Annotated in this window: 19 protein-coding genes; 9 read left to right on the top strand and 10 right to left on the bottom strand. The window is 68.5% G+C overall.

Annotated features, from left to right (window positions below):
- Positions 1 to 17: 17 nt before the first annotated feature.
- The 5 genes from rpoH to hemC all read right to left on the bottom strand — a co-directional run bounded on the left by rpoH (position 18) and on the right by hemC (position 7,291).
- Positions 18 to 914, bottom strand: a complete 897-nt coding sequence (gene rpoH, locus DWF00_RS26900) for an RNA polymerase sigma factor RpoH (protein ID WP_114828134.1) — start codon at positions 912 to 914, stop codon at positions 18 to 20.
- A gap of 213 nt (positions 915 to 1,127) precedes the next feature.
- On the bottom strand, positions 1,128 to 2,162 hold the full coding sequence (locus tag DWF00_RS26895) for an RluA family pseudouridine synthase (RefSeq protein WP_114828453.1): 1,035 nt from the start codon (positions 2,160 to 2,162) through the stop codon (positions 1,128 to 1,130).
- Positions 2,163 to 2,573: 411 nt separating this feature from the next.
- Positions 2,574 to 4,259, bottom strand: a complete 1,686-nt coding sequence (locus DWF00_RS26890) for a heme biosynthesis protein HemY (RefSeq protein WP_114828135.1) — start codon at positions 4,257 to 4,259, stop codon at positions 2,574 to 2,576.
- A gap of 16 nt (positions 4,260 to 4,275) precedes the next feature.
- Positions 4,276 to 6,300: a uroporphyrinogen-III synthase gene (locus DWF00_RS26885; RefSeq protein WP_181832528.1), complete on the bottom strand. Its 2,025-nt coding sequence runs from the start codon at positions 6,298 to 6,300 to the stop codon at positions 4,276 to 4,278.
- 43 nt (positions 6,301 to 6,343) lie between these two features.
- Positions 6,344 to 7,291: a hydroxymethylbilane synthase gene (hemC, locus tag DWF00_RS26880; RefSeq protein ID WP_114828137.1), complete on the bottom strand. Its 948-nt coding sequence runs from the start codon at positions 7,289 to 7,291 to the stop codon at positions 6,344 to 6,346.
- A 188-nt stretch (positions 7,292 to 7,479) separates the two neighbouring features.
- Here hemC and tsaD point away from each other — a divergent pair, with 188 nt between their 5' ends.
- The 5 genes from tsaD to acs all read left to right on the top strand — a co-directional run bounded on the left by tsaD (position 7,480) and on the right by acs (position 12,555).
- Complete coding sequence (tsaD, locus tag DWF00_RS26875) at positions 7,480 to 8,523, top strand: tRNA (adenosine(37)-N6)-threonylcarbamoyltransferase complex transferase subunit TsaD (RefSeq protein ID WP_114828138.1); 1,044 nt, start codon at positions 7,480 to 7,482, stop codon at positions 8,521 to 8,523.
- Entirely contained in the window at positions 8,520 to 9,518 is a 999-nt protein-coding gene (locus DWF00_RS26870; RefSeq protein WP_114828139.1) for an NAD(P)H-dependent glycerol-3-phosphate dehydrogenase, read from the top strand. The genes tsaD and DWF00_RS26870 overlap by 4 nt, the downstream gene beginning before the upstream one ends.
- Before the next feature lie 10 nt (positions 9,519 to 9,528).
- The gene (locus tag DWF00_RS26865) at positions 9,529 to 9,867 is read left to right on the top strand and encodes a hypothetical protein (RefSeq protein ID WP_114828140.1); all 339 of its coding nucleotides are present in this window, start codon (positions 9,529 to 9,531) and stop codon (positions 9,865 to 9,867) included.
- Positions 9,867 to 10,274 (top strand): EVE domain-containing protein, encoded by a 408-nt coding sequence (locus tag DWF00_RS26860; protein WP_114828141.1) that lies wholly within the window; start codon positions 9,867 to 9,869, stop codon positions 10,272 to 10,274. Before DWF00_RS26865 ends, DWF00_RS26860 begins: the two co-directional genes overlap by 1 nt.
- A 334-nt stretch (positions 10,275 to 10,608) precedes the next feature.
- Positions 10,609 to 12,555, top strand: a complete 1,947-nt coding sequence (gene acs, locus DWF00_RS26850) for an acetate--CoA ligase (RefSeq protein WP_114828143.1) — start codon at positions 10,609 to 10,611, stop codon at positions 12,553 to 12,555.
- Between the two features lie 54 nt (positions 12,556 to 12,609).
- Here the strand turns inward: acs and DWF00_RS26845 are convergent, their stop codons facing one another.
- The 5 genes from DWF00_RS26845 to DWF00_RS26825 all read right to left on the bottom strand — a co-directional run bounded on the left by DWF00_RS26845 (position 12,610) and on the right by DWF00_RS26825 (position 15,784).
- Positions 12,610 to 12,861: a toxin-antitoxin system HicB family antitoxin gene (locus DWF00_RS26845; RefSeq protein ID WP_114828144.1), complete on the bottom strand. Its 252-nt coding sequence runs from the start codon at positions 12,859 to 12,861 to the stop codon at positions 12,610 to 12,612.
- On the bottom strand, positions 12,858 to 13,286 hold the full coding sequence (locus DWF00_RS26840; RefSeq protein WP_114828145.1) for a putative toxin-antitoxin system toxin component, PIN family: 429 nt from the start codon (positions 13,284 to 13,286) through the stop codon (positions 12,858 to 12,860). Before DWF00_RS26840 ends, DWF00_RS26845 begins: the two co-directional genes overlap by 4 nt.
- 72 nt (positions 13,287 to 13,358) lie before the next feature.
- Complete coding sequence (locus DWF00_RS26835) at positions 13,359 to 13,817, bottom strand: Fur family transcriptional regulator (protein WP_114828146.1); 459 nt, start codon at positions 13,815 to 13,817, stop codon at positions 13,359 to 13,361.
- A gap of 75 nt (positions 13,818 to 13,892) precedes the next feature.
- Complete coding sequence (locus tag DWF00_RS26830; protein WP_114828147.1) at positions 13,893 to 14,699, bottom strand: transglutaminase-like domain-containing protein; 807 nt, start codon at positions 14,697 to 14,699, stop codon at positions 13,893 to 13,895.
- A gap of 77 nt (positions 14,700 to 14,776) precedes the next feature.
- On the bottom strand, positions 14,777 to 15,784 hold the full coding sequence (locus tag DWF00_RS26825; protein ID WP_114828148.1) for an LLM class flavin-dependent oxidoreductase: 1,008 nt from the start codon (positions 15,782 to 15,784) through the stop codon (positions 14,777 to 14,779).
- A gap of 220 nt (positions 15,785 to 16,004) precedes the next feature.
- Here DWF00_RS26825 and DWF00_RS26820 point away from each other — a divergent pair, with 220 nt between their 5' ends.
- The 4 genes from DWF00_RS26820 (at position 16,005) to DWF00_RS26805 (ending at position 19,446) form a co-directional block, all read left to right on the top strand.
- A complete protein-coding gene (locus DWF00_RS26820) occupies positions 16,005 to 16,199 on the top strand; it encodes a hypothetical protein (RefSeq protein WP_114828149.1) in 195 nt (64 codons plus the stop codon).
- Positions 16,200 to 16,553: 354 nt separating this feature from the next.
- Positions 16,554 to 17,747 (top strand): CaiB/BaiF CoA transferase family protein, encoded by a 1,194-nt coding sequence (locus DWF00_RS26815; RefSeq protein ID WP_114828150.1) that lies wholly within the window; start codon positions 16,554 to 16,556, stop codon positions 17,745 to 17,747.
- Between the two features lie 31 nt (positions 17,748 to 17,778).
- Entirely contained in the window at positions 17,779 to 18,555 is a 777-nt protein-coding gene (locus DWF00_RS26810) for an enoyl-CoA hydratase/isomerase family protein (RefSeq protein WP_114828151.1), read from the top strand.
- 6 nt (positions 18,556 to 18,561) lie between these two features.
- On the top strand, positions 18,562 to 19,446 hold the full coding sequence (locus DWF00_RS26805; protein WP_114828152.1) for an NAD(P)-dependent oxidoreductase: 885 nt from the start codon (positions 18,562 to 18,564) through the stop codon (positions 19,444 to 19,446).
- Positions 19,447 to 19,497 lie beyond the last annotated feature (51 nt).

The following is a 19,497-nucleotide window of genomic DNA, read 5'->3' as shown; positions in this document are numbered from 1 at the left end:
CATTCAATCAGCTCGGCTCAGTGCGCCGGCAAAGCCGCCCGTGGCGCCTCGATCCGGACCAGCGCCTTCTTGACCGCGTCCTGCACCTTCTCGAAGGCGCGGACCTCGATCTGCCGGACGCGCTCGCGCGAGACGCCGAACTCTTCCGAGAGCTGCTCCAGCGTGATCGGGTCGTCGGCGAGGCGACGGGCCTCGAATATGCGCCGTTCGCGCGGGTTGAGCACCGTCAGCGCCTCGCGCAGGGCGGTGTGACGGTTGTCGCTCTCCTCCGAATCGGCGAGGCGGCGCTCCTGGCTCTCGCTGTCATCGACCAGCCAATCCTGCCACTCGCCCTCGCCATCCTCGCGCAGCGGCGTGTTGAGCGACGCGTCGCCGCCGAGGCGGCGGTTCATGTCGACGACGTCCTGCTCGTTGACGCCGAGCTTGGTGGCGATGGTCTTGACCTGATCGGGCTTGAGATCGCCCTCGCCAAGCGCCGAGATCTTGCTCTTGGCCTTGCGCAGGTTGAAGAACAGCTTCTTCTGGTTGGCGGTGGTGCCCATCTTCACCAGCGACCAGGAGCGCAGGATGTACTCCTGGATCGAGGCCTTGATCCACCACATCGCATAGGTCGCCAGCCTAAAGCCCTTGTCGGGCTCGAAGCGCTTGACCGCCTGCATCAGGCCGACATTGCCTTCCGACACGACTTCGCCGATCGGCAGGCCGTAGCCGCGATAGCCCATGGCGATCTTGGCGACGAGGCGCAGGTGAGACGTGACGAGCTTATGGGCCGCGTCGCGGTCACCATGCTCGCGCCAGCGCTTGGCCAGCATGAATTCCTCGTTCGGCTCCAGCATGGGAAACCGACGGATCTCTTCGAGGTAACGTGAAAGTCCGCCCTCCGCGGACATGACGGGCAGCGATGCAATCGCCATGCTCGTTCTCCTTTCCTGGCCCCCGCTTCGCGGCAGGCCAACCGCGCGAAAGACCCTCGCGCAGGTCTTGGATGTGTGCCCGAACCACTTAACGAACCGCGTCGCGGCCCGGTCGGTTCCAGCAGCTGCGGCGCCCCTTAGCCATCCGCATCCCAGAACCCCATTATATGCGAACCGAGAAAGGCGGAAAGTGGGCAGACGAGCCAGATCGGCTCACAGACCCGCGAGTTCCGCTTGCAGATTTGCAAAGTCGGCCGGCGGCTCGGATTCGAAATGCAGCTCCTCGCCGGTCACCGGATGGGCAAAACCCAGCATCGCCGCGTGCAAAGCCTGCCTTCCCAGGGCCGTCAGCGCCTCGCGGGCGCCGTCGGGCAGGCGGCTCGCCTTGGTGGCGAAGCCGGAGCCGTAGAGCTGATCCCCAAGTAGGGGATGGCCGATATGACTCATATGCACGCGGATCTGATGGGTGCGGCCCGTCTCGAGCTGGCACTGGATCAGGCTCGCCAACGGCTCCTGCTCCTCATGGCCCTTGAGCAGGGCCGGATAGCGCTCCAGCAGGCTGATATGGGTGATCGCCTCGCGGCCGCGGCCCTCGCCCACCACCGCCATCTTCTCACGGTTGCGGTTGGAGCGTTCCAGCGGAGCGTCGATCGTGCCGTGCGGCCGGCGCGGCGCGCCCCAGACCAGCGCGAGATAGGCGCGCTCCAGCGGCCCGGTGCGGCCGTGGTCGGCGAATTGCTTGGCGAGGCCCTGATGCGCCTTGTCGGTCTTGGCGACGACGAGCAGGCCGCTGGTGTCCTTGTCGAGCCGGTGGACGATGCCCGGCCGCTTGACGCCGCCGATGCCCGACAGGCTCTCGCCGCAATGGGCGATCAGCGCGTTGACCAGCGTGCCGTCCTCATGGCCGCCGGCGGGGTGGACGACGAGCCCGGCCGGCTTGTCGATGACGATCAGGTACTCGTCCTCGTAGACGACGTCGAGCGGGATGTCCTGGCCGATCGGCGCGGCCGGCTTGGCCTCGGGCATGACGAGTGCGAGCTCGTCGCCCTCGACGACCTTGCGGCTGTGATCGGTGGCGACGACGCCGTTGAGGCGCACGCCGCCCTCGCGGATGACCTGCTGCAGGCGCGCGCGCGAAATCTCGCCGGCGAGCAGGGTGAGCGCCTTGTCGAGGCGCGTACCGGCGTGTTCGGCGGTGACGAGGAGCGTGACGCCGTCTGCGGCTGATGCTGTCGGATTGGAGTTCATGCGCAACGCTATACGGGGCGCGGAGAGGCTGCGCACTTCATTTCAGGTGGCTGAAGCGAGAAGGCAAAGCGCGGGGAACCCTCTCCTGTAAGGCAGGGCGATCGCATATGGAAAAGCACCGGCTTTTGGCCGGAATCGGAACGAGAACAAAACCGAATCGAAGCGCGAAAGTTTCGCTGCTTCGACAGGCGATGTTCGCCTTTCCTTCTCCATATGCGATCGCCCTGCCTGTAAGGAGAGGGCAGGGTGAGGTGTCGGCCAAAAGACCAGTGAAGCTGAATGGGCATGCGGCTTTGCTGCGGCGGTTGAAGTGAAGCGCTGGGTCGCCTGCAACTTAAGCGTCCAACGGCCGACACCTCACCCAACCCTCTCCTTACAGGAGAGGGCTCCCCCGCTCTTATCGGATAGCAATCACCCGAACAGCTTGAACCGGCCCTTCTGGGGCTCGGCCGGATGCGGTTCTTCCGGGCCGGGATCGTCGGGCGCGTGTGAGACCGGGAAGATCACGGGGGAAGGCCGGACTTCGCGTGGTGCGGCGGCAACAGGCGCAGCCTTCTCGACGACCGGGGCCGGTTCGACCTTGGCTTCGACCTTGGCGGCAGGCGCCGGCTCAGGCTTGATCTCGACCGTGGGCTTCGGCGCGGGCGGCATCTCGACCGCCTCCGGAGCCGTGACGACGAGCGTCGTCTGCTGCACGGGCGCGGCGACCGTCTCGACCGGCGTCACGATCTCCGCCTTGGCCTCCAGCAGCGGCGGGGAGCGGTCGTCGAGATCGGCGAGCACATCGTCGTCGATGGTCGGGCCGTTGCCGGAGAGTGTCGCGGGCGGCACGGTCCAGACGAAGGCGTCGAGCCGGCCCGAGATCGGCGAGACCGGCAGCCAATGATCGGAGACCAGCCCGTCGGCGACCCAGGCGGCGTCGCGCGGGGCGCGGGTGGCGCGCGAAAGCCATTCGCGGACCTTGCCGGCCGCGCCGTGCTCGGCCTCTTCCAGCTCGGCCATCAGCAGGCAGGCGCGCACCGAGGCGCCGCCGGCGAGCAGGGGCTTCAGCGCCTTGCGCGCCCGGGCGAAGTCGCGGGCGTGGATGGCGGCCCCAGTCAGCGCGAGCACGCCTTCGGGATCGGCCGGGCGGAGCTTCGCCAGCGTCTCGGCCCGAGCGAGCCGGTCCTGGGCGCTGTCGCCGGGGCGGACGTCGAGATAGGCGGCGGCGATGTCGGGATGCGAGGCCTCGCGCCAGGCGGCCTCGAGCAGCTTGGCGGCCTTGCGGATGTCGCCGCGCTCGGAGAGCATCCGGCCGGCGAGCGCTGCGGCCGGCGTCAGGCCGGGCGCGAGCTTGACCGCTTCGAGCGCGGCGGCGAGCGCCTTCTCCGGCTCGCGGCCCCTGGCGTCGAGTGCTTCGGCGGCCAGCAGCACGGCGCGCTGGCGCTTGGCCTCGGCCTTCTCGGCGAGGCGCAGCGCGGCGCGGCGCTCGACGGCCGTGCGGGCCGCCTGCCAGTCGCCGGCGCTGGTGTGGAAGTCGAGCAGGGCGTCATTGGCCCAGGCGAGCGAGGGCGAGCGGCGCACGGCATCGTCGGCGAAGGCGCGGGCGGCGGCCATGTCGCCGCGGCGGCGGGCCTCGACGAAGAGGCCGCGCAGGCCGAGCACGCGGGTCTCGGGCTTCTCCAGCATCGCCTTGAAGGCGGCCTCGGCCCGGCCGCGATCGCCCGAGAGCTGCGCGGATTGCGCCTCCAGCAGCAGGGTCAGCGGCTCGTTGCCGGCGAATTTGCGGGCGTCCTGCGCATAGCGGCCGGCGGCGACGGGGTCGCCCGCGCCGATCGCGACCATGCCGCGCGACACGGCCTCGAAGCCACGCGCCCGGCGGCGCGAGCGCGAGGCGAAGCTGAAGGCCGAGGGCATGCCGAGCACGAAGCGGATCAGCGTCCAGGCGATCATCACCAGGAAGGCGAGGATGACGACGCCGATCGCCGCGATGGCGACGCTGGTCTCGATCCGGTAGCCCTGCCAGAGCACCGAGACCTCGCCCGGCCGGTCGGCGAGCCAGACCGCGCCCACGGCGAGCAGGGCGATGACGAAGAGATAGAGCAATACGCGAACCATCGGACCCTATCCCCCGTCAGCCGCCGGCGCCGAGCGCGGCGACCGCATCCTGCGCGATCTTGGCGATGGCGGCTTCGGCCGCCGCACGTTTCTGGAGCGCCTCGCCGAATTCGGCGCTGGCCTGGCGCGCCGGCTCGGGCAACTGCGCCCAGAGCGTCGCGGCCGTGCCGATGGTATTGCGGGCGATGGCGCTTTCGAGCCGGATCACCAGCGTGCCCGGATCCTTGTCGCCGGTCTCGCCGACCGGGCGGATGGTGACGACGCGGCTGGCGAGGCCGAGCAGCCTGTCCTGCCAGCTGGCCGAGGCCGGCGTCATCTCGCGCACGAACATGACCTGATGGCTGCGGAACTGCGCGAGCAGCGCGGCCTGCGTCGGTGCGCCACTGGCCGCGACCGCGTTCAGCGCCGCGAGTTGGTCGGGCGCGCCGCCGCCCTTGGCGAGCGCGGCGACGTCGCCGGCGAAGGGCTGGCCCGAGGCGATGGCGTTCTGGATGCGCTCGGCCAGCACGATGCGCGCGGCGGCGAGTGCCTGCGGCGTCGGCGTCGCCGCGTTCTTGGCCAGGGTCTCGACCGAGCCGAGCCGCTGCGTCAGGCCGGCGAGGGCAGCGCTGTTATCGGGCGCGGCGGGCTGCGCCGGCGCGTTGGCGATCTCGGCGAGCTTGGCGCTTGCTGCCTGCGCTGCCGCGCCGGCCCTGGCCGCGGTGTCGGCGGCGGCGCTCGCCTTGCGGTCGATGGCCTGGAGCGCGTCGCCGGCCTTGCGTTCGAGCGCGTCGAGATTGGCGCGGGTCGGCAGGTTGGCGCTGGCGCTCTGCAAGGTGTCGATGCGGGTGCGCAGCTCCGCGATCTGCTGGGCGCCGGCGTCGGACTCGGAGCGGCCAAGCGCGAGGAGCACGAGGCCGGCACCCACGACGCCGCCAACGAGCCCGGCAAGCGCCAGGGCCGGCAGCGGCAGGCGTGAGCGCGGCTCGGCGGGCTGCCCGGGTTTGGTGGATTCAGATTGGGCGGCGTCGGGCTTCGCATTGGCGGAAGCGGCGTCTTCGACCGGCTGCTTGGGCTCGATCAGCGGGACATCGCCCGCGGTCGGCACTTCCTGGGGCAGGGCCTCGGTCGGCAGCAGGGCTTCGGCCGCGGCCTCCGCCGCAGCCGGCGACGACTCGTCAGCCGCCACGGCCGGCGTATCGTCCTTGGCCTTGAGCTCGATCGTCGGTGGCGTGCGCCTGGAACGCCCGCGCGGCGTGGAGGGTTTGTCCGGCTCGCTCATCGCGTCCCTATCCGTCTCGACGCCAGCCGGCGCGCTCGCGTCCTCTCTAGCATCCCCGATGCTGCGATTGCGAGCGGACACTTGATCGAGCGCGGCGAGCAGCGCCGCCTCTTCCGGATATTCCGCGACCAGGATCGTGCTGGCGCCGGAGGCGATCAGCGGCGCCGCGACCTCGGCGGAAAGAGCGACATGGGTCAGTTCGAGCGCGGGGTCGCCGAGCCCGGCCTTGCGGGTCAGGTCGAGGAAGGTCTGGGCGCCGCGCGCCGAGTAATGCAATGCCGCCTCGGCCCGGCCGTCGCGGAGCTGGGTTGCGGTGTCTTCGGGCAGGGCAGCGACGGCCTCGGCTGCATAGGCGGTCCAGACGGTGACCTCGTAGCCGGCCTCGCCGAGCCGGGCCGGGACATCCTCGTGATAGTCCTTGCCGGTGACCAGCAGCAGGCGAGCGGGGGCCGCGATGTTCTGCCGGATCAGCGCGATCAGGTCGTTGCGGTCGCCGTCGGCGCTGCGGGCGTCGCCGAAGCCGGCGTCGCGGGTCCTGCCTGCGGTGCGGGCGCCGACGGTGAAGACCGGCAGCTCGCGCCAGGCAGGGCGCGCATCGGCGAGCGCGGGCACGGCATTGCCGCTGGTCAGGACCAGCGCCGCGAAATCGCCTTCGGGTGCCGGCTCCGGCAGGCGCACGACGGTGAAGAGCGGCGTCGCGATCGGCTCATGGCCATGCGCGCTCAGCGCCCGGGCGCTGCGCTCGGCATCGGCCTGCGGTCTGAACACGAATACGCGCATGCGGCCTCCTGCGTCGCGGGTCGGGATCAACGATAATGCAGCTTCATGAATAGATGCCAGCCGGAGCGCGCCGGCGCAGGGAACGGCCAAGCTCGGCGCCCAGCGCCGTGGCGTCGGCGGTCGTCCCGCTGATGCTGTCCTCGGCTGCCGCGCCGCCATCCGGGGCGAGCAGCAGGCCGCGCAACTGGAAGCGCCCGCCTTCGACCGTGGCATGGCCGGCGATCGGCGTGCGGCAGGAGCCGTCGAGCTCGCTGAGGAAGGCGCGCTCGGCCGCCACGGCGATGCCGGTGTCGCGGCAGAGGATCGGCTGGAGCGCTTCGATGGATTTCTCGTCATCGGCCCGGATCACGATCGCGATCGCGCCCTGGCCTACGGCCGGCAGGCATTCCTCGACCGAGAGGACGCCGCTCGCCTTCTCGGCCAGGCCGAGCCGCTTCAGGCCGGCCAGCGCCAGCAAGGTGGCGTCGATCTCGCCGCCCGCGACCTTCTCGAGGCGCGTGCCGACATTGCCGCGCAGCAAAGTGATCCGCAGATCGGGCCTGATCCGTTTCAGGATTGCCTGGCGCCGCAGCGAGGCCGAGCCGACAATCGCGCCCTGGGGCAGGCCGGCGATATCGGCGATGCCGCGCGAGATTAGCGCGTCGCGGACGTCCTCGCGCGGCAGGTAGCCGGCGATGACGAGCCCGTCGGGCAAATCGTTCGGCAGGTCCTTGGCCGAGTGGATGGCGTAGTCGATCCGGCCATGGAGCTGGGCCTGGTCGATCTCCTTGGTGAAGAGACCTTTGCCGCCGGCCTCCGAGAGCGGCCGGTCGCGAATCGCGTCACCGGTGGTGCGGATGATGTCGAGCGGCAGCTCCCTGCGCTCCCAGCCATGGGCAGCAGCCAGCCGGCCGGCGAATTCATGGGCCTGCGCCAGCGCCAGCGGGCTGCCGCGCGTGCCGATGACGAAGCGGCCGGCCTGCCGTTCGTGAAGCGAAGCGATCTCGTTCATGCTAAAGCGTCTTAACCCCAACCTTGGCCGCGTGATGGCGGTTCATCAGCCTCTTGCGGCCTCTTCCTTGTGGCCTCTTGGCCTTATGCTTCCCGCCGCACTATACGAGGGAATGCCCGGCGCAACAGCGCCGGACCTTCGCCGCCTTGTCCTTCCGAATTCCTTACCGAGAGACCTGTCGACCGATCATGCGCGTGCTGGGGATAGAGACGACCTGTGACGAGACCGCGGCCGCGATCGTCGGCGTCGATCGCTCGGGCGAGGCCAGGATCCTCTCGAACGAGGTGCTGAGTCAGATCGCCGCACATGCCGCCTATGGCGGGGTCGTGCCGGAGATCGCGGCGCGCGCCCATGTCGACGCGCTCGACCGCATCGTCGCCAGAGCCTTCGAGACGGCAGGGCTGAAACCCTCGGAGATCGATGCGGTCGCGGCGGCGGCCGGGCCGGGGCTGGTCGGCGGCGTCATGGTCGGGCTGACGACGGCAAAGGCGATCGCGCTGGTGACGGGCCGGCCCTTCATCGCGATCAACCATCTCGAGGCCCACGCGCTGACGGCGCGGCTGACCGACGACCTCGCCTTTCCCTATCTGCTGCTGCTGGTCTCGGGCGGGCACACCCAGCTCCTCGCCGTGCGCGGCGTCGGCGACTACCTCAAGCTCGGCGGCACGATCGACGATGCCGTCGGCGAGGCCTTCGACAAGATCGCCAAGATGCTCGGGCTGCCCTATCCCGGTGGCCCCTCGGTCGAGCGCGAGGCGCTGAAGGGCGACCCCGAGCGCTTCGAGTTCCCGCGGCCGATGGCGGGGCGGCCCAATCCGGACTTCTCGCTGTCGGGTCTGAAGACGGCGGTCAGGTTGGTGGCGGAGCGGATCGCGCCGCTCTCGGACGGCGACGTCGCCGATCTCTGCGCCTCCTTCCAGGCGGCGATCGTCGATGTGCTGGTCGACCGGACGCGGGCCGGGCTGCGCGCCTGCCGCGCCGCCGGCATCACGCCCTCGACCCTCGTCGTTGCCGGCGGCGTCGCGGCTAATCAGCCGATCCGGCGCGGGCTGACCCGCTTCGCCACCGAGGCCGGACTGCCGATGGTGGCGCCGCCGCTGGAGCTTTGCGGCGATAATGGCGCGATGATCGCCTGGGCCGGGCTGGAGCGGCTCAGGCTCGGCATGATCGACGACATGAGCGCAGTCGCGCGCCCGCGCTGGCCGCTGGACGAGCTCAGGCCGCAGGGATGAGCGGCCAGGCGGATTTCTCGACCATCGGCATCGTCGGCGCCGGCTCCTTTGGCGCGGCGCTCGCGGTCGCAGCGGCACGGGCCGGGCGCAAGGTCCTGCTCTGGGCGCGGGATGAGAAGACGGTCGCTGCCATTGCCGAACGGCGCGAGGCGCCGAGGCTGCCAGGGGTGACGCTGCCCGAGACCATCGCGGCGACGAGCTCGCTGGCCGCATTGGGCGAGGCGCAGGCGCTTATCCTGGCGCTGCCGACGCAGCATTTCCGTAGCGTGGTCGAGGCGGTGGCTCGGGCTCATCCTGCCGGCCTGCCGGCGATCTCGGCGGCGAAGGGCATCGAGCAGGCGAGCGGCTGCTTCACCACGCAGATCATCGGCGAGGTCTGGCCGGCGGCCATTCCCGCGATCCTGTCGGGGCCGAGTTTCGCGGCCGATATCGGGCGGGGCCTGCCGACGGCAGTGACGCTGGCCTGTTCCGACGAGAGGTTGGCCCAGCGGCTGGCGGGCGCACTGACCTCGCCGGCCTTCCGCATCTATCACAGCGGCGATCCGCGCGGCGTCGAGATCGGCGGCGCGGCCAAGAATGTGCTCGCCATCGCGGCGGGGATCGCGATCGGGCTGAAGTTCGGCGAGAGCGCCCGCGCCGCGCTGGTGGCGCGCGGCTTTGCCGAGCTGCGCCGCTTCGGCGAGGCCTATGGCGCGCAGGCGGAGACCTTGATGGGGCTGTCGGGCCTCGGTGATCTCGTGCTGACTTGCGGTTCGGCGCAATCGCGGAATTTTGCATTTGGTCTGGCGCTGGGCGAGGGCAAGTCTCCGGCAGAGGCTGCCGGCGGCAAGCTTGCCGAGGGCGCCTTCACCGCCTCGATCCTGACTGAGATGGCGCGGGCGAAAGAGGTGGAGACGCCGATCGCGGATGCGGTTGCGGCGATCATCGCGGGCGAGGTCGGCGTGCGCGAGGCGGTGGCCGGGCTGCTGGCGCGGCCGATCCGGGCTGAGAATTGAGGAGGCGGCAATGGCGAATGACTGGTCCGATCTGACGAAGCGCGTGGCGCGCGGCATCGCGGAGGTGCGCAAGACCACCGGCGCCGAGCTCGTGGCTGAGGGCCAGCCGGTGCCGCTCGCGGGCCGCATCGCGGAGCGGGCGATCGAGCTGCGCCGCCGGCGCCGCGAGGACACGCATCGCTTCGTGCTGATCCTGCCCTTCGGCGAGGCCGAGGTCAGGGTCGAGCTCGATCCGCAGGATTATGCCGCGCTGACGCGCGAGATGGTGCGCTTCTGGAACGAGCAGGGCGAGGCGGCATCGCGCCCGCCGCAGCCGATGCAGGACGACACGAAAGAGGACGAGGCCTGATGGCTCACTGGCTGATCAAATCCGAACCCTCGGTCTGGTCCTGGGACGACCAGGTCAAGGCCGGCGCCAAGGGCACGCATTGGGACGGGGTGAAGAACCACACCGCCAAGCTCAACCTGATGGCGATGAAGACGGGCGACCAGGTCTTCTTCTACCATTCCAACGAGGGGCTCGAGGTCGTCGGCATCGTCGAGGTCATCAAGGAAGCCTATAACTGGCTCCCGGGCGAGCCCTGGGTGCTGGTCGACTTCAAGGCGGTGAAGCCCTTGCCGAAGCCGGTGACGCTGCTCGCGGTCAAGGCCGAGCCGAAGCTCGCCAAGATGGCGCTGGTGACGTCGTTTCGGCTCTCGGTGCAGCCGGTGACCGAGGACGAGTGGGACATCGTCTGCGAGATGGGTGGATTATAACGCCGGCGAGCTCCGATTGCAGTGGCGCTCGCCGTCATTGCGAGCGCAGCGAAGCAATCCAGAGGTCTCGCTCGACGGCCCCTGGATTGCTTCGTCGCTACGCTCCTCGCAATGACGGAGAGACCATGTCGGCGCGCTAGCATGGCGGCGCCTTCCTCGCCAAAAGTCTCTGACACCAAAGTGCGAGCCTGCGCCGCTTGCCGGGCGTCCCTCCCGTCTTATGATGCGGCCAATTCGCAAGAAGCGGCCATTGTGCGCCGGGATTCCGGCGTCTATGCCATGAGCCGCGCCGCCGATGCTTCGCCGGCGGCCCAAGTCCGGGGAGATGCCTGATATGTCCGAGAAGATCTACGAGGTGCCTGCGGCCTGGGCCAAGAAGGCGCATCTCACCGATGCCAAGTACAAGAAGATGTATGCGGCCTCGATCAAGGATCCGGACAAGTTCTGGGCCGAGCAGGGCAAGCGGATCGACTGGTTCAAGCCCTACAGCAAGGTGCGCAACGTCAGCTACAAGCCGGGCAAGGTCTCGATCAAGTGGTACGAGGACGGCACCACCAACGTCTCCTATAACTGCGTCGATCGGCATCTGGCGACCCGCGCCAAGCAGACCGCGATCATCTGGGAGGGTGACGACCCCTCGGAGTCGAAGAAGATCAGCTACGGCCAGCTCTATACCGAGGTCTGCAAGTTCGCGAACGTGCTCAAGGCCAACGGCGTCAAGAAGGGCGACCGGGTCACGATCTACATGCCGATGATCCCCGAGGCGACCTATGCGATGCTGGCCTGCGCCCGCATCGGCGCGGTGCATTCGGTGGTGTTCGGCGGCTTCTCGCCGGATTCGATCGCGAACCGGATCGAGGACGCGACCTCCGAGATGGTGATCACCGCCGACGAGGGCCTGCGCGGCGGGCGCAAGGTGCCGCTCAAGGCCAATGTCGACGCGGCCGCCGAGAAGGCGCCGGTCAAGACCGTGATCGTGGTCAAGCGCACCGGCGGCGACGTCGCCATGAAGGACGGCCGCGACGTCTGGTATCACGAGGAGGCGGCCAAGGTCTCAGGCCATTGCCCCCCGGCCGAGATGAAGGCCGAGGACCCGCTCTTCATCCTCTATACGTCAGGCTCGACCGGCAAGCCCAAGGGCGTGCTGCACACGACCGGCGGCTACCTCGTCTACGTCGCGATGACGCACCAATACGTCTTCGACTATCATGACGGCGAGATCTACTGGTGCACGGCCGATGTCGGCTGGGTCACCGGCCACAGCTACATCGTCTACGGCCCGCTCGCCAACGGCGCGACGACGCTGATGTTCGAGGGCATCCCGACCTATCCGACGATCTCGCGCTTCTGGGACGTGGTCGACAAGCACAAGGTCAACACCTTCTACACCGCCCCGACGGCGATCCGCTCGCTGATGGGCGCCGGCGAGGAGCCGGTGAAGCGGACCAAGCGCAAGTCGCTGCGCCTGCTCGGGTCGGTCGGCGAGCCGATCAATCCGGAGGCCTGGGAGTGGTACCATCGCGTCGTCGGCGACGACCGCTGCCCGATCGTCGACACCTGGTGGCAGACCGAGACCGGCGGCATCATGATCACGCCGCTGCCGGGCGCGACCCGGCTCAAGCCGGGCTCGGCGACGCGGCCCTTCTTCGGCGTCAAGCCTGAGCTGGTCGATGCCGAGGGCAAGGTGCTGGAGGGAGCGGCCGAGGGCAACCTGGTCATCGCGGAGAGCTGGCCCGGCCAGATGCGCACGGTCTACGGCGACCACAAGCGTTTCGAGGAGACCTATTTCTCGGCCTATCCGAACAAGTACTTCACCGGCGACGGCTGCCGGCGCGATGCCGACGGCTATTACTGGATCACCGGCCGCGTCGACGACGTGATCAACGTCTCCGGCCACCGCATGGGCACGGCCGAGGTCGAGTCGGCGCTGGTCTCGCATCCAATGGTCTCGGAGGCCGCGGTTGTCGGCTATCCGCACGACATCAAGGGGCAGGGCATCTACGCCTATGTCACGCTGATGACCGGCGAAAAGTCGAGCGAGGCGCTGCGCAAGGAGCTGGTCGCGCATGTGCGCAAGGAGATCGGCCCGATCGCCTCGCCGGACCTGATCCAGTTTGCGCCGGGCCTGCCCAAGACCCGCTCCGGCAAGATCATGCGCCGCATCCTGCGCAAGATCGCCGAGGACGAGTTTTCCGCGCTCGGGGATACATCGACGCTTGCCGATCCTGCGGTGGTCGATGATTTGATCGCCAACCGGCAGAACAAGCGCAAGGCGGGTTAGCCTCAAAGGGCGTCATGGCCGGACTTGACCCGGCCATCGCCCTTGGGGGCAAGGCTATTTCAGGACCTCGTCGCCTTCCAGGGGCCGATTGCCGACGCCTGCGCGCTTCAGAATATCGAGAGCTTTTGGTATGTTCGCCCGAGCGATGCGCTCAGCGAAATAGCTCTCCGTGCGAAGTGCCGAGAGCTTTTCCGCTACCGCGACATTGATGAGCTGATTGAGCGCCACACCCTCTGTTTCGGCGAGTTTGCGAGCCTCGTCGAGAAGCGAGGGCTGCAGTCGCAGCGCAAAATTACTCTTCCTCATTCGATCGCCTCCACGCGCCTGAGCGCTTCGCCCGGCGTCAATACCGCGATGCCAAATCGTTCGGCGACCTTGCCGAAATCGCGCAGGTTGAACGTCACGATAGCATCCGCTTGTCCGTTGACGGCTGTCTCCAATACCATGTCGTCGTCAGGATCGCGCAAGCCGGGTCGCCACAGGAAGGCTAGACGCACCGGCCTGGCAACAGCAGCTACCGCGTCAAGCAGGCTTTCGATATCGTCCAAGGAAAGCCTCGCCGCTTCCATATGCTCGGCCCGCGTCATGACGGATTGATACTCGATCATTAGGGGGACCGAGACCAGCAGAGCTATGCGGTTTTCAAGACCGGCAACGAGCAAACGGCGCGACGCCCCGGCTTCGCTTCGGATTGCCGCGACCATCGCCGCCGTGTCCAGGACCAACCGCATGCTAGAATATCTGATATCGCCTGCAATATTGCAAGATGTCGCGCTACATGGCCCTGAGCGGAATTCGGAGGGCTAGGTCTTCGCTTTGCTCTTACCGCGCGGTGTTGGCGGTTTGCGCCGCCCATACAGCTCCAGCCGGTGGCGCACGATCTCGTAGCCGAGTTCGGCCGCGATCTTGGCCTGCAGCGCCTCGATCTCCGGCGAGGAGAACTCGACCACCTTGCCGGTCTCGATGTCGATCAGGTGGTCGTGGTGCTGCTGGTCGGCGTGCTCGTAGCGCGAGACGCCGTCCTCGAAGGCGTGGCGCTCGATCGCGCCTTGCGTCTCCAGGATCTTCATCGTGCGGTAGACGGTCGAGAGCGACAGCGTCGGGTCGTGCGCGAAGGCGCGGGTGAAGATGCCCTTCGCGTCGGGATGGTCGTCTGCCTCGGCCAGGACGCGCAGGATCAGACGGCGCTGCTGCGTCATCCGGAGCCCGGATTGGCGCAACTGCTCCTCGAAAACGGCCACCCGCTGGTCGATTCCCCTCATGAGCCTGAAATAGCAATGCCGGCCGGCTTTTGCAAAACCGGCCTATCGCAAATCATTTGCAACTGAGGGAGAGGCTCAGGCCGCCCGCGTCTCGGCCTCGTCCGGCGCCTGCGTCACCGTGATGACCTGACTCAGGCACTGGCAGTTATACTCGCTGGTCAGGAAGGCGATGTCGGCGGCGTCGCGGCCGCTGGCGATCCTGACCATGCCTTCGATCGGGGCCAGCCGCGTCGGGTCGAGCAGCCACCAGCGCCCGTCGAGATAGACCTCGAACACGGCGTGGAAATCCGGCGGCTTGAGCGCAAGCGCGTAGGCGCTGACGGCGCGCGCCGGGATGTTCATGGCGCGGGCCAGCGTGATGCCGAGATGGCTGAAGTCGCGGCAGACGCCGGCGCGGTCGATGAAGGTGTGCTCGGCGGTGGTCTTGGCGGTGCTGACGCCGTGGACGTAGTCGACATGGGCATTGAGCCAGTCGAGCATGGCGAGCACGCGGGCGCCGCCGCCGCGCACCGAGCGGAACTCGCGCTGGGCGAAGCGCATGAACTCGTCGGATGGGCAGAAGCGGCTCGGCAGCAGATAGGGCAGCACTTCGCGCGGCAGCTCGGCCCAGTCGTGCTGGCGGGCGTCGGGGCCGAGCAGAGGGCGCTGGCCGTTATCCACCACCGCGCGGTAGTTGATCCCGACCTGGCCTTCGAGCGCGGTGCGGAAGCGGCGCTCGCCGCTCGCCGCCTCGGTGTCGCGGATCAGCGCCGGGCCGGAGGTGATCCAGAGTTCTTCGGAGAGGATGGTCTGGTCCGGCGAGTGGGCCGCCTCGATCGCGGCGATCACCTGCGTCGGGCTGGAGAAGCTGTAGGTCAGGCTCGCCGAGACGTTCAACTTCATAGTGGCCCCTCATGCTTCGGTCTGGCGCGCGATGGCAACGCGGCGCCGAACCATGAGGTTCCGAGCGGCTGTTGCCGTCAGGCGGCGCTTTTCGCCCTGCCGATCTCTGGCGCAATGGCTGCGAGGATTTCGTAGGATCGCTTGCGCTTAGCGTGGTCATGTATCGGGGCTGTGACCATGATCTCGTCGGCGCGGGTCGCGTCGAGAAAGGCGCCGAGCTGGCGCTTCAGGCTCTCGGGCGAGCCGACGAAGGCGTAGCGCAGCATGCCCGAGACATGCGCCTTCTCCATCGGCGACCAGTAGGCCTCGATGTCGTCGATCGGCGGCTGGAGCTTGCCGCGCGTGCCGCGAATCATGTCGGTGAAGCGCTGCTGGATCGTGGTGAAGAGGTAGCTCGCCTCCTCGTCGGTGTCGGCGGCGACGACGTTGATGCCGGGCATGGCATAGGGCGTGGCTAGCTGCTCGGAGGGCTTGAAGCGCTCGCGATAGACGGAAAGCGCCTGCATCAGGGCATCGGGCGCGAAATGCGAGGCGAAGGAATAGGGCAGGCCGAGCTCGGCTGCGAGCTGCGCTCCGAACAGGCTGGAGCCCAGGATCCAGACCGGCACCTCCAATCCGCCGCCGGGCACGGCCTGCACGGCCTGGTTGGGCTGCACCGGGGCGAGGAAGGCCTGCACCTCCAGCACGTCCTGCGGAAAATTGTCGGCCGCCATCGGGTTGCGCCGCAGCGCCCGCAGCGTGCGCTGGTCGGTGCCGGGCGCACGGCCCAGCCCGAGGTCGATGCGGCCGGGATAGAGTGCCTCAAGCGTGCCGAACTGCTCGGCGATCACGAGCGGCGAATGGTTCGGCAGCATGATGCCGCCCGCCCCGAGCCGAATCGTCTTCGTGCCGGAGGCGAGATAGCCGATCACCACCGAGGTCGCGGCGCTGGCGATGCCGGTCATGTTGTGGTGCTCGGCGACCCAGTAGCGCTTGTAGCCCAGCGCCTCGGCATGGCGGGCGAGGTCGAGCGAGTTGCGCAGCGCGTCGCCGGGTTCCTGCCCCTCGATCACGGGGGAGAGATCGAGGACTGAAAAATCGACCATGCCGGGCTTCCTTGTTGCGGGCGACCCCGCAAATGGGAGCGCGTCAGCGCTGCGTCCATATCCCGGCGGCAGCGGCATGGCGCGAATGCGGCACGGTTCTAGCGCGTCGGGCAGTGTGGCGCGCCCCTACGAGGCCGGTGGAACGACCATCCTTTTTCCGCGTTGACCTTGCGACCGCGGCTGCCGCTGCGGAATCCGGATCGAGCCAAGGGGGAGAACCATGTCGACCAGCACTGCCGCCAAGACAGCCAATCCTGCCAAGGAGAGCCTGCGCCAGGAACAGCGCGAGCAAAAGGAAGCGGCCCGCAAGAAGGGCAAGGACGCCGATCTCGTCGATGCGCTGAAGGATACCTTTCCGGCGAGCGACCCGGTCGCGGCGCAAAGCACGACGACGCCCGGCGCGAAGCGGGATTGAGCCTGCGAGCGCGAATCCTTCTCCCCCTGCGGGAGAAGGTGGCGCGCAGCGCCGGATGAGGGGTCGCGCTGCGCTTTCCGAATGTCGAGGATGCCACGCCCGACGCTGCAATCGTCGCGCGACCCCTCATCCGTCTCGGCTTCGCCGAGCCACCTTCTCCCGTAAGGGGAGAAGGGAACGCCTCGTTCTGTATACATGTTTATTTGAAATAAGGGCTGTTTCGAGCAGGGTGGCGCCTGTTTCATGGCGCCCCGTTCAGGCCGAAATATTTTGCATGCAAGATGGGCAGGGCGTTGACGCTTTGCGGGGCTGTCAGCATAGTCGGCGGCCCTTGCCTCCGTTTCAAGCAGAGTCATGCCCCGCCCGACGCCATCCACCGCCTTGTCCAAGCTGCGCGTGCTCGATCTGTCGCGGGTTCGGGCCGGGCCGACCTGCGCCCGCATCTTCGCCGATTTCGGCGCCGACGTGATCAAGGTCGAGAGCCCGCCGGGCTTCGACCCCAACGAGAACATGAGCGGTGCCAGGCATGGCTACGACATGCAGAACCTGCACCGCAACAAGCGCTCGCTGACGGTCAACCTGAAGACGCCGCAGGGCCAGGCGATCCTGCGCAAGCTGATCGAAGGCGCCGACCTGCTGGTCGAGAATTTCCGGCCCGACGTGAAGGACCGGCTCGGGCTCGATTTCGAGACGCTGCACAAGCTCAACCCGCGGCTCATCCTGGTCTCGATCTCCGGCTTCGGCCAGAGCGGGCCCTATCGCACCCGCGCCGGCTTCGACCAGATCGCCCAGGGCATGGGCGGGATGATGTCGGTCACCGGCCTGCCGGGGCAGGGGCCGGTGCGCGCCGGCATCGCGGTGGCGGATTCGGCTGCGGGTCTCTATGGCGCGCTCGGCGCCTTCGTGGCGCTGCAGGAGCGCGCGACCTCCGGCAAGGGGCAGTGGGTCCAGACCTCGCTGCTCGAAGCCCAGATCGCGATGATGGATTTCCAGGCGGCGCGCTTCCTGGTCGAGGGCACGGTGCCGCCGCAGGCCGGCAACGACCATCCCTATTCGACGCCGATGGGCGTCTACGCCACGCGAAACGGCTACATCAATATCGGCGTCGGCGCCGAGGGCCACTGGCGCTCCTTCTGCACGGCGATCGGCCGGCCCGAGCTGGCCGACGACCCTGAATACGACAGCATGGAGAAGCGCCTGCCGAAGCGGCCGGAGCTGCGCGTCATGTTCGAAGACATCCTGCGCCAGCATGACTCGGCGCATTGGCTCGCGGCCTTCGAGGCCGCTGCCGTGCCGGCCGGGCCGATCTACGCGGTCGACGAGATGTTCGACGACCCGCAGGTGCAGCATCTCGGCATCGCGCAGGCGGTGAACCATCCGGTGCTCGGCGACTATCGCGTCGTCGGCGAGCCGGTGACGCTCTCGCGCACGCCAGCCAGCGTGGCGACGGCGACGCCCGAGGCCGGCGAGCATAATGACGAGATCCTGGCCGAGCTCGGCTACGATGCCGGAGCGGTCGCGGAGTTGCGCCGCGCCGGGGCTATCTAAGGCCGGGACTATCTAGGGAAGGTATGGCTCAATGAGCGACGAGATCCTCTACGAGGTCAGCGGCGAGATCGGCTGGATCACGCTCAACCGGCCCCAGGCCCGCAACGCGCTGACCTTCGCGATGTATGACCGCGTCGCCGAGATCTGCGCCGATATCGAGGGCCATGGCTCGCCCAAGGTGCTGGTGCTGACCGGCGCCGGCGAGAAGGCCTTCGCCGCCGGCACCGACATCTCGCAGTTCCGCGCCTTCACCAAGCCGGAGGATGCGCTCGCCTACGAGGCGCGCATCGACGAGGTGCTGCGCAAGATCGAGGGCTGCCGCATCCCGACCATCGCGGCGATCTCGGGCGCGGTCACGGGCGGCGGCGCCAGCATCGCCTGCGCCTGCGACATGCGGATCGCGACGCAGGATGCCCGCTTCGGCTTCCCGGTGGCGCGCACGCTCGGCAACTGCCTGTCGATGAACAACTACGCGCGGCTCGCCAGCCTGCTCGGGCCGGCGCGGGTCAAGGACATCGTCTTCACCGCGCGGCTGGTCGGGACCGAGGAGGCCCATCGCATCGGGCTGTTCAACGAGCTGGTCGCCGACCACGCCGCGCTGATGGCGCGCGCCAAGGAGCTGGCCACGACCATTGCCGGCCACGCGCCGCTGACCCTGCGCGCCACCAAGGAGGCGATGCGCCGGCTCTCCGCGGTCAACCATACCGAGGACAGCGACCTCGTCGTGATGTGCTACATGAGCGCCGATTTCCGCGAGGGCATGGAAGCCTTCCTGGCCAAGCGCGCGCCGAATTGGCAGGGGAGGTGAGGTAAGATGACTGAGACGGTCGGGTTCGTCGGCCTGGGGCTGATGGGCGTGGGCTTTGCCAAGCGGTTGCTGGCTGGCGGCCACGAAGTCGTCGGCTATGATCTCGACCCGGCGCGCCGCGCCGAGGCCGAGGGGCTCGGCGTCAAGCTTGCTGCCTCGCCGGCCGAGGTCGCAGGGCGCAGCAACCGCCTCGGCATCAGCGTCACCACGACCAAGGCGGTCTCCGACGTCGTGAGCGGGCCGGAGGGCATCCTCTCGGCGGCGCCGGCCACGGACTGCATCGTCATCGACTTTTCGACCACCGAGATCGGCGTCACCCGCAAGCTCGGCGAGGCGCTGGCCGAAAAGGGCATCGCCTTCATCGACGCTCCGGTCTCCGGCGGGCCCGGCGCGGCGGAAGCCGGGACGCTCGCGATCATGGCGGGCGGCACCACATGGGCGGTCGAGACGGTCAGGCCGCTGGTCGAGCGCTTCGGGCTCTTCAGCCACATGGGCGATATCGGCGCGGGGCAGGCGACCAAGCTGGTCAACCAGGCGCTCTGCCTGACGAATTACTGCATCGTCGCGGAAGGCTTGCGGCTGGCCGAGGCCTATGGCGTCGATGCCAGCAAGATCCCGGCGGCGCTGGCGCCCGGCCTCGGCAACTCGGCGGTGCTGCAGGCGATGATGCCGCGCATGATCGCTGAGGATTTCGCGCCGCGCGGCTATGCCAGGCAGGTGCTGAAGGACCTGGAATTGCTGATGGAGGCCGGCCGCGAGCAGCATCTTGCCATGCCGATGGTGGCGCAGGCGACGATGCTCTACCGGCTGCTGGTGGCTCAGGGCCATAGCGAGCTCGATGCGGCCGCGGTCGTGAAGGTCCTCCCCGAAGTCGAGCGCGCCGCTCGCTAGATCGCCGTGCGTCCTATCGGACGCAAAGTGGCGATCTAGCACTTTGCTGTT

The sequence above is a fragment of the Allobosea caraganae genome (genome assembly GCF_003351345.1).
GTDB classification, from domain to species: Bacteria; Pseudomonadota; Alphaproteobacteria; order Rhizobiales; family Beijerinckiaceae; genus Allobosea; species Allobosea caraganae.
The sequence above is the reverse complement of the archived record's forward strand: the minus strand, read 5'-3'. Positions and strand labels throughout refer to the sequence as shown.

Bases quoted from the DNA above. Each gene is read 5' to 3' on its own strand.
- DWF00_RS26810 (WP_114828151.1), top strand. From the start codon at position 17,779: ATGAGCGACGAGATCCTCTACGAGGTCAGCGGCGAGATCGGCTGGATC.
- DWF00_RS26865 (WP_114828140.1), top strand. From the start codon at position 9,529: ATGGCGAATGACTGGTCCGATCTGACGAAGCGCGTGGCGCGCGGCATC.
- DWF00_RS26895 (WP_114828453.1), bottom strand. From the start codon at position 2,162: ATGAACTCCAATCCGACAGCATCAGCCGCAGACGGCGTCACGCTCCTC.
- DWF00_RS26885 (WP_181832528.1), bottom strand. From the start codon at position 6,300: ATGCGCGTATTCGTGTTCAGACCGCAGGCCGATGCCGAGCGCAGCGCC.
- DWF00_RS26835 (WP_114828146.1), bottom strand. From the start codon at position 13,817: ATGAGGGGAATCGACCAGCGGGTGGCCGTTTTCGAGGAGCAGTTGCGC.
- DWF00_RS26815 (WP_114828150.1), top strand. From the start codon at position 16,554: ATGCCCCGCCCGACGCCATCCACCGCCTTGTCCAAGCTGCGCGTGCTC.
- DWF00_RS26845 (WP_114828144.1), bottom strand. From the start codon at position 12,861: ATGAGGAAGAGTAATTTTGCGCTGCGACTGCAGCCCTCGCTTCTCGAC.
- rpoH (WP_114828134.1), bottom strand. From the start codon at position 914: ATGGCGATTGCATCGCTGCCCGTCATGTCCGCGGAGGGCGGACTTTCA.
- DWF00_RS26860 (WP_114828141.1), top strand. From the start codon at position 9,867: ATGGCTCACTGGCTGATCAAATCCGAACCCTCGGTCTGGTCCTGGGAC.
- DWF00_RS26830 (WP_114828147.1), bottom strand. From the start codon at position 14,699: ATGAAGTTGAACGTCTCGGCGAGCCTGACCTACAGCTTCTCCAGCCCG.
- DWF00_RS26870 (WP_114828139.1), top strand. From the start codon at position 8,520: ATGAGCGGCCAGGCGGATTTCTCGACCATCGGCATCGTCGGCGCCGGC.
- DWF00_RS26890 (WP_114828135.1), bottom strand. From the start codon at position 4,259: ATGGTTCGCGTATTGCTCTATCTCTTCGTCATCGCCCTGCTCGCCGTG.
- DWF00_RS26820 (WP_114828149.1), top strand. From the start codon at position 16,005: ATGTCGACCAGCACTGCCGCCAAGACAGCCAATCCTGCCAAGGAGAGC.
- DWF00_RS26825 (WP_114828148.1), bottom strand. From the start codon at position 15,784: ATGGTCGATTTTTCAGTCCTCGATCTCTCCCCCGTGATCGAGGGGCAG.
- acs (WP_114828143.1), top strand. From the start codon at position 10,609: ATGTCCGAGAAGATCTACGAGGTGCCTGCGGCCTGGGCCAAGAAGGCG.
- DWF00_RS26805 (WP_114828152.1), top strand. From the start codon at position 18,562: ATGACTGAGACGGTCGGGTTCGTCGGCCTGGGGCTGATGGGCGTGGGC.
- hemC (WP_114828137.1), bottom strand. From the start codon at position 7,291: ATGAACGAGATCGCTTCGCTTCACGAACGGCAGGCCGGCCGCTTCGTC.
- tsaD (WP_114828138.1), top strand. From the start codon at position 7,480: ATGCGCGTGCTGGGGATAGAGACGACCTGTGACGAGACCGCGGCCGCG.
- DWF00_RS26840 (WP_114828145.1), bottom strand. From the start codon at position 13,286: ATGCGGTTGGTCCTGGACACGGCGGCGATGGTCGCGGCAATCCGAAGC.